This is a genomic window from Actibacterium mucosum KCTC 23349, assembly GCF_000647975.1.
Taxonomy (GTDB): Bacteria; Pseudomonadota; Alphaproteobacteria; order Rhodobacterales; family Rhodobacteraceae; genus Actibacterium; species Actibacterium mucosum.
The window spans coordinates 80,689-94,113 of the sequence record NZ_JFKE01000004.1 but is presented as its reverse complement, the minus strand read 5'-3'; the positions used below and the strand labels follow the sequence as shown (position 1 = coordinate 94,113).

Annotated in this window: 13 protein-coding genes; 9 read left to right on the top strand and 4 right to left on the bottom strand. The window is 62.2% G+C overall.

Annotated elements, in window-relative coordinates:
* Position 1: 1 nt before the first annotated feature.
* The 6 genes from ACMU_RS09755 to ACMU_RS09730 are packed head-to-tail and all read left to right on the top strand — an operon-like array spanning position 2 to position 7,103.
* Positions 2-850 (top strand): carbohydrate ABC transporter permease, encoded by an 849-nt coding sequence (locus ACMU_RS09755; RefSeq protein ID WP_035259072.1) that lies wholly within the window; start codon positions 2-4, stop codon positions 848-850.
* On the top strand, positions 847-2,898 hold the full coding sequence (locus ACMU_RS09750; RefSeq protein ID WP_035259070.1) for an alpha-galactosidase: 2,052 nt from the start codon (positions 847-849) through the stop codon (positions 2,896-2,898). Before ACMU_RS09755 ends, ACMU_RS09750 begins: the two co-directional genes overlap by 4 nt.
* On the top strand, positions 2,895-3,665 hold the full coding sequence (locus ACMU_RS09745) for an SDR family NAD(P)-dependent oxidoreductase (RefSeq protein ID WP_035259068.1): 771 nt from the start codon (positions 2,895-2,897) through the stop codon (positions 3,663-3,665). Before ACMU_RS09750 ends, ACMU_RS09745 begins: the two co-directional genes overlap by 4 nt.
* Positions 3,665-4,588: a 2-dehydro-3-deoxygalactonokinase gene (locus ACMU_RS09740; protein ID WP_035259066.1), complete on the top strand. Its 924-nt coding sequence runs from the start codon at positions 3,665-3,667 to the stop codon at positions 4,586-4,588. Before ACMU_RS09745 ends, ACMU_RS09740 begins: the two co-directional genes overlap by 1 nt.
* The gene (locus tag ACMU_RS09735) at positions 4,585-5,190 is read left to right on the top strand and encodes a 2-dehydro-3-deoxy-6-phosphogalactonate aldolase (protein ID WP_035259064.1); all 606 of its coding nucleotides are present in this window, start codon (positions 4,585-4,587) and stop codon (positions 5,188-5,190) included. Before ACMU_RS09740 ends, ACMU_RS09735 begins: the two co-directional genes overlap by 4 nt.
* A gap of 11 nt (positions 5,191-5,201) precedes the next feature.
* The gene (locus ACMU_RS09730) at positions 5,202-7,103 is read left to right on the top strand and encodes a beta-galactosidase (protein ID WP_035259693.1); all 1,902 of its coding nucleotides are present in this window, start codon (positions 5,202-5,204) and stop codon (positions 7,101-7,103) included.
* A gap of 18 nt (positions 7,104-7,121) precedes the next feature.
* Here ACMU_RS09730 and metG read toward each other — a convergent pair whose 3' ends face one another.
* Positions 7,122-8,840, bottom strand: coding sequence for a methionine--tRNA ligase (gene metG / locus ACMU_RS09725; RefSeq protein ID WP_035259691.1), 1,719 nt, complete (start codon positions 8,838-8,840; stop codon positions 7,122-7,124).
* An 86-nt stretch (positions 8,841-8,926) separates the two neighbouring features.
* On the bottom strand, positions 8,927-9,550 hold the full coding sequence (locus ACMU_RS09720; protein WP_035259062.1) for an ImuA family protein: 624 nt from the start codon (positions 9,548-9,550) through the stop codon (positions 8,927-8,929).
* A gap of 132 nt (positions 9,551-9,682) precedes the next feature.
* On the opposite strand from ACMU_RS09720, the gene ACMU_RS09715 reads away from it, so the two are divergent.
* Positions 9,683-10,726: an aldo/keto reductase gene (locus ACMU_RS09715; RefSeq protein WP_035259060.1), complete on the top strand. Its 1,044-nt coding sequence runs from the start codon at positions 9,683-9,685 to the stop codon at positions 10,724-10,726.
* 9 nt (positions 10,727-10,735) lie between these two features.
* Complete coding sequence (locus ACMU_RS09710) at positions 10,736-11,626, top strand: DMT family transporter (RefSeq protein ID WP_035259058.1); 891 nt, start codon at positions 10,736-10,738, stop codon at positions 11,624-11,626.
* Here the strand turns inward: ACMU_RS09710 and ACMU_RS09705 are convergent.
* Both ACMU_RS09705 and ACMU_RS09700 read right to left on the bottom strand, forming a co-directional pair.
* The gene (locus tag ACMU_RS09705) at positions 11,618-12,214 is read right to left on the bottom strand and encodes an NUDIX hydrolase (protein ID WP_161635660.1); all 597 of its coding nucleotides are present in this window, start codon (positions 12,212-12,214) and stop codon (positions 11,618-11,620) included. The two genes, ACMU_RS09710 and ACMU_RS09705, sit on opposite strands and share 9 nt — an antisense overlap.
* Positions 12,215-12,285: 71 nt before the next feature.
* On the bottom strand, positions 12,286-12,663 hold the full coding sequence (locus tag ACMU_RS09700; protein ID WP_035259054.1) for a DUF983 domain-containing protein: 378 nt from the start codon (positions 12,661-12,663) through the stop codon (positions 12,286-12,288).
* 211 nt (positions 12,664-12,874) lie between these two features.
* On the opposite strand from ACMU_RS09700, the gene ACMU_RS09695 reads away from it, so the two are divergent.
* Positions 12,875-13,354 carry an EF-hand domain-containing protein gene (locus ACMU_RS09695; RefSeq protein WP_051588233.1) on the top strand — a complete coding sequence of 160 codons (480 nt, stop codon included), beginning with the start codon at positions 12,875-12,877 and terminating at the stop codon, positions 13,352-13,354.
* Positions 13,355-13,425 lie beyond the last annotated feature (71 nt).

Below are 13,425 nucleotides of genomic sequence, written 5' to 3'. Positions count from 1 at the left end.
GATGTTTCCGACACCGATTGAGAAAACCCGCGCCACCACCCGCACGCTGTACAATGTCGCGCTGCCCGTCGCGCTGATCCTGTGGCTGTTGCCGCTGATCGCGGTTGCCGTGACCTCGGTCCGCTCAGGCGGTGACATCACGGCAGGCAATTACTGGGGCTGGCCCACCAGCTTTAACCTGCTGGAAAACTACACCGCGATTTTCGAGAACACGCCTTTTGGCAATTACCTGTGGAACTCGTTCCGCGTGACAATCCCCACAGTGATCGGGGCGGTGGCGCTCAGCTGTATGACGGGCTTTGCCCTGGGCGTGTACAAGTTCCGGTCCAACCTGTTGATCTTCTTTATGTTCGTGGCAGGCAACTTTGTGCCCTTCCAGATCCTGATGGTGCCCGTGCGCGACCTGACGCTGGACATGGGGGTCTATAACACCGCCACCGGGCTGGTGCTGTTCCACGTGGCGTTCCAAACCGGGTTCTGCACGCTCTTCATGCGCAACTTCATCCGCGCCTTGCCGTTTGAACTGATCGAGGCCGCGCGGGTTGAGGGTGTGTCCGAGATCCGCATCTTCTGGTACGTGGTCATCCCGCTGATGAAACCGGCCATCGCGGCACTTTCGGTGCTGATCTTCACCTTCATCTGGAACGACTATTTCTGGGCGACGGTGCTGACCCAAGGCGCCGAGAGCCAGCCGATCACCGCCGGCCTGTACTCGCTGAACGGTCAGTGGGTGGCGGCCTGGCACCTGGTTTCGGCCGGGTCGATCGTCGCGGCGCTGCCGCCGGTGCTGATGTTCTTCCTGATGCAACGCCACTTCATCGCGGGCCTCACGCTGGGGGCTGTGAAGTGAAGACATGGCGGTTTGACGCCCCGGGGCAGACATGGGTGCTGGCCTCGGATGGCGGCATTCCTTGGACGGTTTACTGGAGCAGCGCCCTGCCGCATGGCGAGGATTTGGCGGCGCTGGCGCAGGCCGGGCAGGGCGATGTAACCGGCGGCATGCTGGACGCGAACCCGCCCCTGTCGCTGTGCCCTGAGGACACGCGCAGCTTTCCCGGCCAGCCCGGGCTGGTGGCCTATCGCGATGACACGCCGATCTTCCCCAAATTCCGCGAAACCGGCGAGGCGTTGCATTTCCGCGATGAAGCGTTGGGGCTGTCCTTGCGATTTGAAATCGCGACAGCGGGCGATGTCATCACCGCGCAAACGGTTTTCGAAGCTGAAGAGCGCCTGGCGCTGCATTGGCTCGCCGCGCCGGTTTTACCCGGCCCGCAACACGCCACCGACATCATCGACTACGCCGGCCGCTGGATCGGCGAGTTTCAGCGCCGGTCCACCCCGTGGCGCCCGGGTATCCACATGCGCGAGGCGCGCACCGGGCGCTCAGGCCACGAACACCCACCCTTTGCGCTTTTCCCCGAAACCGGGGCCACCAACGACACCGGCCGGGTGTTTTCCATGCATTACGGCTGGTCCGGCGGGCACCGGATGGTGGCCGAGGAACTGCCCGATGGCCGCCGCCAGATCCAGTGGGGCCATGCCAGCGGCACCCTGCAGGCGGGCACCAAATTCCGCACCGCGCCGCTGATCCTTGCCGTATCTGACCAAGGGTTCAACGGCACCGCCATCGCCATGCAGCGCCATATCCGCGATCACGTCGTGCAATGGCCCACACCCACGCGCCCTGTGCATTACAATTGCTGGGAGGCGGTCTATTTCGACCACGATCTGGCCGAGCTGACCGACATCGCCGCGCGCGCCGCCGCGCTGGGGGCCGAGCGGTTCGTGCTGGATGATGGCTGGTTCGGGCGGCGCGACGATGACACCAGCTCGCTGGGTGACTGGCAGGTGGACGCGCGCAAATACCCCAATGGCCTCAAGCCTTTGATCGACGCGGTTCATGCACTGGGCATGGGTTTTGGCCTGTGGGTTGAGCCTGAGATGGTGAACCTGAACAGCGATCTGGCCCGGGCCCATCCCGATTGGATCCTTGGCCCCGCGGATCAGATCGAAGGGCGCCAGCAACGGGTGCTGGATCTGGCCAACCCGGCCGTCGCCGACCACCTGTTTGGCGTGCTGGACGCTTTGCTTGCCGCGCACGACATCGACTATCTGAAATGGGACCATAACCGCGTGCTGCCCATCGCAACCGCGGCGCAAACCGATGCGCTGTATCGCTTGCTGGGTGATCTGCGCCACGCCCATCCCGATGTAGAGATTGAAAGCTGCGCCTCGGGCGGCGGCCGGATCGATGCAGGCATTCTGGCCCATACCCACCGTGTCTGGCTGTCCGACAGCAACGACGCATTGGAACGCACCCGCATTCAGCACGAGGCCGCGCAGTTCCTGCCCGCCGCCGTCACTGGCAGCCATGTGGGCCCGCGTGTCTGCCATACCTCGGGCCGCACCCTGTCGATGGAGCTGCGCGCCTGGGTCGCCGCCAGCCGCCATATGGGGTTCGAGATGGACCCGCGCGAGTTGACCGAGGACGAAGCGCAGACCCTGAAGCAGGTCACCACATGGTGGAAGGCCAATCGCGACTGGATGCTGGCCGGCGACATTCTGCGCCTGCAAAGCGCCGACCCGTCCGTCACGGCCGAGTTGCAGCGGTCTAACAACGGCGATCAATTCGTTGTATTTGCGACCAAAACAGCCGCTGGCGACCAAATTTTGCCTCGCCCTTTGCGTCTGACAGGCTTGCAGCGCGACGCGCGCTATCGCATTACCCTTTTGAACCGGGACAGCGCGGTGAAATTGTCGCGCGGCAGCCCGGCGTTAAAATCCGGGCCGGTCGAGGTGTCGGGTGCGTATTTGATGACACATGGTTTGACCCTGCCGTGGCGCTTCCCCGAAACAATCTGGGTGCTGCAGGGCCAAAGAATTGAGAGAGAGACATGACCGAGACCGCAACCTTCCCCGACCTGAACGGCAAATCGGTGTTCATCACTGGCGGCGGCTCGGGCATTGGCGCGGCGCTGACAGACGGGTTTTTGGCGCAAGGGGCCAAGGTGGCCTTCGTTCAGCGCTCGGATGCCAGCGAATTTGTGGCGGCGATGGCGGCCAAGCACGGCCAGGCGCCGCTTTTCATTCCTTGCGACATCACCGATATCGCCGCCCTGCAAGGCGCGATTGCGCAGGCCAGCGCGGCGCATGGTCCCGTCACTGCCCTGATCAACAACGCCGCCAATGACAAGCGCCACAGCACCGAAGAGGTGACCGAAGAGTTCTGGGACTGGATGATGGCGATCAACCAAAAGGCCTATTTCTTTGCGTGTCAGGCGGTGATCGACGGCATGAAAGCCGCGGGCGGCGGGTCGATCGTGAACTTCACCTCGATCAGTTACATGATGGGGCAGGACGGGTATCCGGCCTATATCACCGGCAATTCCGGCATCAACGCGATGACGCGCGGGTTGGCGCGCGAGTTCGGCCCCGACAAGATCCGGGTGAACGCGCTGGCGCCGGGTTGGGTTCTGACCGACAAGCAGAAAGAGATGTGGGTGACGCCCGAAGCTTTGGCCGCCCATATCGACAAGCAGTGCCTGAAAGAGACCCTCGCGCCCGAGGACATGATCGAACCCACGCTGTTTCTGGCCTCGAACGCCAGCCGCGGCATGACCGGGCAGTCGATGGTGGTGGATGCGGGCGTGGTGGTGTCGGGCTGATGGCCGACGGGTCGGGACATATCACCTGGATCGCGGCCGATTGGGGCACGTCGAACCTGCGTGTCTGGCTGATGGGGCCGGGGCCCAAGCCCCTTGTGTCGCTTGAGGCGCACACCGGCGCTGGCAGCCTGACCCGCGACGGGTTCGAGGGCGCGTTGCTGGATCTGGTTGGTCCCTACCTGCCTGAATCCGGCCACATCCCGGTGATGGTTTGCGGCATGGCCGGCTCGCGTCAGGGCTGGGCCGAAGCGGCCTATCACACGGTGCCGTGCAAGCCACCGGGTTTTGACGACGCCGTGCCGGTGGATTGCACGGACCCGCGCCTGCAGGTGCGCATCCTGCCGGGGGTCAAGCAGACAAAGCCGGCCGACGTGATGCGCGGTGAAGAAACGCAGATCGCGGGTTTTCTTAGCGAAAACAACAAGTTTGATGGCGTTCTTTGCCTGCCGGGCACACACACGAAGTGGGTGCATATCAGCGCAGAGGAAATCGTCACCTTTCAAACCTTCATGACCGGAGAGATGTTCGCCCTGCTGTCCGAGAAGTCCATGTTACGCCATTCCGTGGCGAAAGGCGGACATGACGCGGGGGCCTTTGCCGAAGGGCTGTCAGATGCCATGCGCCGCCCACAGGCCGTGGCCGCGCAACTTTTCAACATCCGTGCGGCGACATTGGTGGCCGATATGGCACCCGGTGCCGCGCGAGGTCGTTTGTCAGGCCTGTTGATCGGGCTGGAATTGATGGCCACACGACCCTATTGGTTGGGCCAGAACGTGGTTCTGATTGGGGCGGATGCCCTGTCTGAGATTTACCGCGAGGCGTTGTCCTCGCAAGGGGTTGTGGCACAAATGGCCGATGCCAACACATGCGTGTTGAATGGTTTGCGCGCCGCTTATGAAACGATGCAAGAGACAACAGCATGAGCCGAAATATTATCGCCATTTTGCGTGGCATCACTCATCCGCAGGCTGTTGAAGCCGCAGAAGCGCTGATCGAGGCCGGGATTGACCAGATCGAGGTGCCGTTGAACTCGCCCGAGCCGCTGCGCAGCATTGCCGCCATGGCAGAAAACTGCGGTGATCGCGCCTTGATCGGTGCGGGCACGGTGTTGACTGCCGACGATGTGGCCGCCGTAAAGGCGGCCGGTGGGCGTTTGGTCGTCTCGCCCGATTGCAATCCCGAAGTGATTGACGCCACGAAGGCGGCCGCAATGCTGTCCTATCCCGGCGTATTTTCACCGACTGAGGCGTTCACCGCGCTGCGGCACGGTGCAGACGGGTTGAAGATTTTCCCGGCTGCTCAGTTGGGGCCAAGCTATGTCAAAGCCATCCGCGCCGTACTGCCGCCAGAGACTCCGGTCTATGCGGTTGGCGGGGCGGGGCCCGACAATTTTGGCACGTGGTTTGCTGCGGGGGCTACGGGGTTCGGGCTGGGAACCAGCCTATATACGCCCGGCCTGACAACGGCAGAGATTGCCCAACGCGCCGCAACCATCGTTGCGGCCTATGACGCGGCGCTTGGCTAAGAAAGATGAACATGCAACGCACGCTGGGGGTTTGCTATTACCCCGAACATTGGCCGCAGGATCAATGGGCCGAAGACGCACGCCTGATGGCCAAAAGTGGCATCCTTTGGGTGCGGATTGGCGAATTTGCCTGGTCGCGGTTGGAACCGTCGCCGGGTGAGCTTCAATTTGACTGGCTGGACCGCGCTATTGCGGTGCTGGGTGGTGCCGGGTTGAAAGTGGTGTTGGGCACACCAACGGCAACGCCACCGCGTTGGATGGTGGACCGGCATCCCGACATGCTGGCCGTAGATGCCGAAGGTCGCCCGCGCAAATTTGGCTCGCGTCGACATTATTGTTTCAGCCACGAAGGCTATGCACAGGAATGCGACCGGATCGTGGGGCTGCTGGCGGACCGGTATGGTGACAATCCGCATGTTGCGGCGTGGCAGACCGACAATGAATATGGCTGCCATGACACAGTGATCTCTTATTCCGGTGCAGCGCGCGGGGCGTTTCAGAAGTGGCTGGAAGCGCGCTATGAAACCATCGGCGCGCTGAACGATGCCTGGGGCAATATTTTCTGGTCGATGGACTATGATCGGTTTGATCAGGTTGATCTGCCGAACCTGACCGTGACCGAGCCCAACCCGGCACATGCACTGGCATTTCGGCGGTTTAGCTCAGACCAGGTTGTGGCGTTTAACCGGCGGCAAGTGGCGATCATTCGCGCCAAGTCCAAAGCGCCGGTGGCGCATAACTATATGGGGCGGATTACGGATTTCGACCATTTCGCGGTGGGTGAGGATCTGGATATCGCCAGTTGGGACAGCTATCCGCTGGGCTTTCTGGAAGATCGCGTTGGCGCTACGCCCGAGCAACAACGCCGCTTTGCCCGACAGGGTGATCCGGATTTCCAGGCCTTTCACCACGACCTTTACCGCGCCGTGGGACGCGGGCGCTGGTGGGTGATGGAGCAGCAGCCCGGCCCGGTGAACTGGGCCCCGTCCAACCCTGCGCCGCTGCCCGGCATGGTTCGGTTGTGGAGCTGGGAGGCCTTTGCTCACGGGGCCGAGGCGGTGTGTTACTTCCGCTGGCGGCAGGCGCCGATGGCGCAGGAGCAGTTGCACTCGGGATTGCTGCGTCCCGACAGTGCGCCTGCGCCAGCGTTGGCCGAGGTACAACGCGTGGCCAGCGAACTGGGCGATTTCGGCGAGGGTGAACCGGCGCAGGCGCCGGTTGCGCTGATCTTTGATTATGACGCCGACTGGGCATGGTCGGTACAACCGCATGGGGCGGGGTTGAGCTATTTTGGCTTGGTGCTGGATTGGTATCGGGCGCTGCGTCGATTGGGATTGTCGGTGGACATCCTGCCGCCCTCAACCCGCGATTTCGCGGCTTACGGCGTGGTCGCCGCACCGGGGATGATGCACATGCCTGACGACTTGAAGGCAGCGCTGACAAAAAGCGATGCGCAGGTGGTTCTTGGCCCGCGAACAGCGGCGCGGGACGGTGACATGACCATTCCGGTGCCCTTGCCACCTGCTGTGCCGGGGCTGGACGTGACGGTTGCGCGGCTGGAAAGCCTTCGCGTGGATTGTCCCGAGGCGCTGAGCCAAGGTGGCAGCTTCATCGGCTATCGCGAGATTCTGGAAGGGCAGGCCGAGCGGGTCGAGGTCTGCGCCGACGGCCACCCAGCTGTGATGCAGGCAGGCAACCTGACCTATGTGGCCGGTTGGGGCGACGGTGAGGCCATGCGCCGGATCCTGCGGCGCGCCTGTCAGAACGCCGGCGTGACCACGATGAACCTGCCCGAGGCCGTGCGCGTGCGCGACACTGGAACCGAGCGGTTCTGGTTTAACCATGACACGGTGGATCACGAAGTGGCAGGGACCATCCTGCCGCCCGCCGGGGTGCTGCGTCAGCCGCGATAATCGCGGCTGAACAGGGGCTCAGCTGCGTTGGCCCGCGAATTTGGCGACCCATTCCTCGCGCTGCTCATCGGTGATCTTGGCAAAGGTCACTTCGGGCACGGTAAAGGCATGGCCCACCGGCAGATTCTGCAAAGCCGCGTTTATTTCACCTGGCCAGTCCCAATTGTCGGTGCCCATGGACGCCATCAGGCTGTCCGCTGCATCTGGAATAAAGGGCCGGGACAGGATCGCATAAAGACGGATCAGGTTCAGCGCCAGACGGATCTGTGCTGCGGCGGCAGCAGGGTCTTCCTTGAAGGTCGACCACGGCGCGGCCGATTGCAGATATTCGTTGCCAGACACCCAGATCGTCCGCAGTTCGGTCGCGGCTTTGCGCACGTCCATCGCCTCCATATGCCCTTCATAGGTGCGGACGCGGGTGGTCAGGTCGGCAATCAATTCGTTTTCACGGTCGCCCCAATCACCGCCTTCGGGCACCGCCTCGGAAAACTTCGAGCGGCAGAACTTGGTCACGCGGCTGACGAAATTGCCCAACACATCGGCCAAATCCTTGTTGGCAGCTGTCTGAAAGCTCTCCCACGTAAATTCACTATCCGAACTTTCCGGGGCATGACTTAGAAGCCACCAACGCCAGTAATCCGCCGGTAAGATTTCAAGCGCCTGGTCCATGAACACGCCACGGCCCTGGCTGGTTGAGAACTGCCCACCATCATAGTTCAAATAATTGAAGGACTTAATATAGTCGACCTTCTTCCACGGATCGCGTGACCCCATAAGGGTGGCGGGAAAGCTGAGCGTGTGGAAGGGCACGTTATCCTTGCCCATGAATTGCACATATCGAACATCCTCGGCGCCTTTGTCGGTGCGCCACCAGCGTTCCCAGTCGGCCGCGGTCTTGCCTTGGGCCTCGGCCCATTCTGCGGTGGCCGCGATGTATTCGATGGGGGCATCGAACCAAACATAAAAGACCTTGCCCTCCATGCCGGGCCAATCGTCGTCGCCCTTCTTGACCGGCACACCCCATTTCAGGTCGCGCGTGATGCCGCGATCCTGCAACCCGTCGCCATCGTGCAGCCATTTCTTGGCGATCGAGGTGGTCAGCAGGGGCCAGCCTTGCTGGCTGTCGATCCATGCGTCGATCTCGTCCTTCAGGGCGGATTGGCGCAGGTACAGATGCTTGGTCTCGCGCACTTCCAGGTCGGTAGAACCGGAAATGGCGCTGCGTGGGTTGATCAGGTCGGTCGGGTCCAACTGTTTGGTGCAGTTTTCGCATTGGTCGCCGCGGGCGCGGTCATAGCCGCAATTGGGGCAGGTGCCCTCGATATAGCGGTCAGGCAGGAAGCGGCCATCAGCGTTGGAATAGACTTGTTTTTCGGACACTTCCTGAATGAACCCGTTTTCGGCCAAGCGACCGGCAAAATACTGGGTCAACTCGTGGTTCTGCGGCGACGAGGAACGTCCGTAATGGTCGAATGACAGCCGAAACCCTTCGGCCAGCTTTGATTGTTCGCCATGCATACGGGCGCAGTAATCGGCGACGTCCTCGCCCGTTTTGGCGGCGGCCAGCTCGGCCGGGGTGCCGTGTTCATCGGTGGCGCAGATGAACATAACCTCGTGACCGCGCTGACGCATGTAGCGGGCGTATAAGTCAGCGGGCAGCTGGCTGCCGACGAGATTGCCCAGATGCTTGATGCCATTGATATAGGGCAGGGCCGAGGTGATGAGTATGCGCGCCATTTCCATAGCCTTTCTTGCGTTCTGGCTTCGTTTAGCGCAGGCGTGCCGCGATGGCTAGGGAAGGCGTATGTTTTCGCAAGTTGCAGTCATGCCAGAGCTGGCGTGGCGACGTTTTTCGGGGGATGCAGGCAGAACTGGCCTCCTTCACGCCGCATCTGCCAGCTGCATGGTGGCGCGGTGCGGGCGCGGCGGCGTTCCAGCCGCCATGCGCTGAGGTCAGCGGCGTGATCGGGCGCGATGTGATGGCGGGTTTCGACCCCAGGCGCACCGCCATCCCCGGCGGTCAGGATCAGGCCCAGCGGCGCAAAACCATTCCCCTCGGCCCCCGTTTCCGCTGCCAGATGCAGCCGGCGCACCGCGGTCAGGCCCGGCACCGCGTGCAGGTCGGCGACCACCAAAGGTACCGCGCCGCTACGCAAAACCTCTTCCATCGTCCACAGCAGATCCTCGGGCCGTTGCGGGTCGATATAGGTCAACCGCCCCGGTGGCAGCAGCCGGTTCACCGTGTCAGGGTACAGCCGGTCGGGCATCCACGAGGGTTGAATCCAGAAAACCGGGCCCTGCGTGGCCGCCGCAACTGTCAGGCTAAGCGTGCGGCGTGCGGGGCCACAGATCTCGTGGGCGCGGCCGGTGGCAAACTCCAACTTGTCCAAAACCTGCAAGATTTGGGGGGCGCGGCGCGCGCTACGGGGCAAAAGCTGTGCGGTCATGGGGGTAAACTATCATGTTCTCTTTTTGTTCTCAAGTGGGGCGGGCCTGAATTGGGCAAAAATTGCCCTTGCCCTTTGTCGCCCGGCCCCTCAATTTGGCTGCGAAATTAATACATAAACGGGGGGCGCGGGATGCGCATGCTACAACTCGGTCAGACCGATCTGACCGTTTCCGAGATTTGTCTGGGCTCAATGACATGGGGCAGCCAGAACACCGAAAGCCAGGGCCATGCACAAATCGATATGGCACTGGATCGCGGAATCAACTTCATCGATACGGCGGAGATGTACCCGGTGAACCCGGTCCGCGCCGAAACAGTGGGCCGCACCGAAGAGATCATCGGAACATGGAACGCAAAGACCGGGCGGCGTAATGATGTGATCATTGCCACCAAAGTGTCCGGTGCGGGCATGGCCGCCGTGCGCGATGGTGCCCCCATCAGCCGGGCCACGATCACCGAGGCGTTCGAGGCATCGCTGAAACGCCTGCAGACAGATATGATCGACATCTATCAGCTGCATTGGCCCAACCGGGGTTCGTATCATTTCAGGCAGTTCTGGAGCTATGATGCCTCGGCACAGAACAAGGCCGAGGTCATCGAACATATGGACGAGGTGTTGGATACGCTGGACGAATTGGTGAAGGCCGGCAAACTGCGCCATTTCGGGCTGTCGAATGAAACTGCGTGGGGCACGGCGCAATGGCTGCAAAGGGCCGAGGTCACCGGTGGGCCGCGCGTGGAAACCATCCAGAACGAGTATTCGCTGCTGTGCCGACTGTACGACAGCGATCTGGCCGAGCTGGGCGTGAACGAGCAGGTGACATTGCTGGCATACACCCCGCTGGCTGCCGGGTTCCTCAGCGGGAAATACGCCGGCGACGTGACGCCACCGCTTAGCCGTCGGTCGATCAATGACACCCTCAATGGTCGGATCACGCCGCGTTCGTGGGCGGCCGCAACCGCCTATATCGACCTGGCGCGCAAGCACGGTCTGGACCCGGTGCAAATGGCGGTTGCCTTTGTGATGTCACGCCCGTTCCCGGTTGTCCCGATCATTGGCGCCACATCAACCGCGCAGCTGGAGACCATTCTTGGGACCGTTGATGTGACGCTGTCCGATGAGGTTCTGGCAGACATCGAAGAGGTGCACAAAGCGCATCCGTTGCCGTTCTAAGCCCGGCAGTTGCCGCTTTGGATCCCCATAACGCTGGCCGCTGCGGCGGTGCAGACCTGGCGGTTTTTTCTGCAAAAGCAGCTAAAGACCGCGGGGCTTAGCACCGGCGCGGCAAGCTTCGCGCGGTTTGTGTTTGCCGCGCCACTGGCCATTGGGCTGACGCTGGCCGTGTTGACAACAACTGGCGCTGACATGCCGGGCCTGCCGCCCACCTTCTGGGCCTATGGCGCGGTTGGGGGATTTTGCCAAGTGGTGGCCACTATGGCCACCGTGGCGCTGTTTGCCCGACGCAACTTTGCAGTGGGCATCGCCTTTACCAAGTCCGAAACGCTGATGGTGGCGGGGTTTTCGCTGTTGATCCTGGGCGAGGGCGTCAGCAACGCCGCGATTGCCGCTATGGCGATTGGGGTGGTCGCAGTGGTTTTGCTGTCGTTGCCCAAGAACGCGGGGCTGCGGCTGGACGGACCTTCGGCTGGGCTGGGCCTGTTGGCAGGTGGTTGCTTTGCGATGTCTGCCATCGGGTATCGCGGCGCCACTCTGGCGCTGGGAGATGCGCCTTATTTCCTGCGCGCAGCAGTGGCATTGGCGGCCGTAACCACGATGCAGTCACTGGGAATGGCAGTGTGGCTGCGTTGGCGCGAGCCGGGCGCATTGCAGGCGGTCGCCCGCGCCTGGCGGGTGACGGCAGCCGTGGGCGTAACCGGAATGTTGGGCAGCCTTGGGTGGTTCACCGCATTCACATTGCAAAACGCCGCCATCGTCCGCGCCGTAGGGCAGGTGGAGTTGATCTTTTCGATCCTCGTTTCGGCCATCCTGCTGTCGGAAATGCCTAATCGGCGCGAGCTATTGGGGATCGCGCTGCTGGCGGCCTCGGTCGTTGGGGTGATCCTGTCAGGCTAGGCGGGTCAGGCGGCCTTCGGGGCCGGTATTGTCAAAGAAGGGTATGGCGTCATCGGGTTCACCGCGCCGCAGCAAGCCTGCAATCTCGGCCAACACAACCTCGGTCACAAATGGCAGGTCCAGTTTCCGCGCCTCGGCTAAAGGAACCCAATGCAAATGGCTCAACTCGTCTTGCGCATTGGTGAAATCATCGGGGTCGTTTGCAAGATGGTCGGCGTCTGCCAAAAAGAACCGCGCATCAAACCGGCGAGGAGCACCCGGAGGGGTGATGGCGCGAAAGATGAACCGCAGGGCCGAGGCATCGGGGCGGTACCCCAGTTCCGCAAATTCGCGCCAATCGGCGGGCACAAGGCGCGGCCAGGATCCGGCTTTGCCAAGGATCAGACCAGTCTCTTCCCAAAGCTCACGAATGGCAGCCGCAACAATACCAACAGGCGGCACCGGGCCGGATTGCAGAGTCAACCGGTCCATGCATTGTGCCGAGGGCAGACCCGCCAGAGGTATGTCGGCATCCGCCGCGTCCACCGCACCGCCGGGAAAAACGTATTTGTTGGGCATGAAGGCCGCGGACTTGCCGCGCTGCCCCATCAACACCCGCGCCCGATCACCACTGCCGCGCAGCAGGATCAGCGTGGCGGCGTCGCGTATCGGTACGTCTGTCAGTTGCTTGCTCCGAACCCATGCATCCGTTTAGCCCATTGCAGGGCAACCAATGCACCCTTGAGCCTTGGCAGAAGGTAAAGCGACAAAGCCACGCAGCCAACCGAAAAGATGGAAATCATCACCAAGGGGTCCGGACGGTATTCCGTGTAAACCCAAAGGATCAGCGGGGCCATAAGGTGGCCCACGATCAGGATTGTCAGGTAGGCCGGGCCGTCATCGGCCCGTTGGTGGTGCAGCGGCTCGTTACAGACCGAACAGGTATCGCGCACCTTCAGGTACCCCTGCATCATTGGCCCGGCCCCGCAATTGGGGCACTTGCGCCGCCAGCCGTGGATCAGCGCCGGCTTCAGCTCGCGTTCAACTAAGGTTGTCATGTTCAGCTCTCGAAATGTCACGCACCCGTTCCGGGCGCGGCGTTGGACAAGAGAATAAGAACGCGACCTCCATAAAAAAGAGGACAAAACGCCGTTGCGGCGCCATGTCGCAAAAAAAATCGAACTTTTGCGACGGAAACGCTGTGCCCCCGCGTTTGACCTTGTGAACGCCGGACGAGACGGCGTGCAACACAATGCAGGAGATACTGATATGAAAATCAAGACTTTGACCGCGATCGGGCTGGCAACTGTTCTGGGCGCAACCGCGCTGCCGGTTATGGCTGCAAGCGGGGAAGGTGGCAAAGGCGAACGTGCCGCCAAAATGTTCGAAACGTTGGACACGGACGGCAGCGGCACCATCACCCAGGCCGAGTTCGAGGCCAAAGCGGCCGAGCGTTTTGCCGAGGTGGATGCCAACGGTGACGGTCTGCTGAGCCCGGAAGAAATGGCCGAGGCCAGCCCGCGCAAAGGCAAGTTCCGTGAGGGCGGGCGTGAAGGTGTCAGCGATGACCGCCGCGCAGAATTCGCCGCCCGTATGGTCGAGCGCAAGGACACCAATGGTGACGGTCTGCTGAGCGTCGAAGAGATTGCCGCCCGCGAAGATGTCTTTGCCCGGCTCGACACCAACGGCGATGGCGCGCTGAGCCTTGAAGAGTTCGAAGCGATGCGTGGCAAGCATAAGCGTCGTTAACCCTCTGACGCTTTGCACGGGCTGGCCAACGTCCCTGGCTGGCCCGTGCCCATTGTCCCACTCACAGGAAC

Coding starts and splice junctions, on each gene's coding strand:
- ACMU_RS09695 (WP_051588233.1), top strand. CDS start 12,875: ATGAAAATCAAGACTTTGACCGCGATCGGGCTGGCAACTGTTCTGGGC.
- metG (WP_035259691.1), bottom strand. CDS start 8,840: ATGGCGCGCATACTCATCACCTCGGCCCTGCCCTATATCAATGGCATC.
- ACMU_RS09755 (WP_035259072.1), top strand. CDS start 2: ATGTTTCCGACACCGATTGAGAAAACCCGCGCCACCACCCGCACGCTG.
- ACMU_RS09705 (WP_161635660.1), bottom strand. CDS start 12,214: ATGGGGCAGCGCGGCAAGTCCGCGGCCTTCATGCCCAACAAATACGTT.
- ACMU_RS09700 (WP_035259054.1), bottom strand. CDS start 12,663: ATGACAACCTTAGTTGAACGCGAGCTGAAGCCGGCGCTGATCCACGGC.
- ACMU_RS09730 (WP_035259693.1), top strand. CDS start 5,202: ATGCAACGCACGCTGGGGGTTTGCTATTACCCCGAACATTGGCCGCAG.
- ACMU_RS09715 (WP_035259060.1), top strand. CDS start 9,683: ATGCGCATGCTACAACTCGGTCAGACCGATCTGACCGTTTCCGAGATT.
- ACMU_RS09745 (WP_035259068.1), top strand. CDS start 2,895: ATGACCGAGACCGCAACCTTCCCCGACCTGAACGGCAAATCGGTGTTC.
- ACMU_RS09735 (WP_035259064.1), top strand. CDS start 4,585: ATGAGCCGAAATATTATCGCCATTTTGCGTGGCATCACTCATCCGCAG.
- ACMU_RS09740 (WP_035259066.1), top strand. CDS start 3,665: ATGGCCGACGGGTCGGGACATATCACCTGGATCGCGGCCGATTGGGGC.
- ACMU_RS09720 (WP_035259062.1), bottom strand. CDS start 9,550: ATGACCGCACAGCTTTTGCCCCGTAGCGCGCGCCGCGCCCCCCAAATC.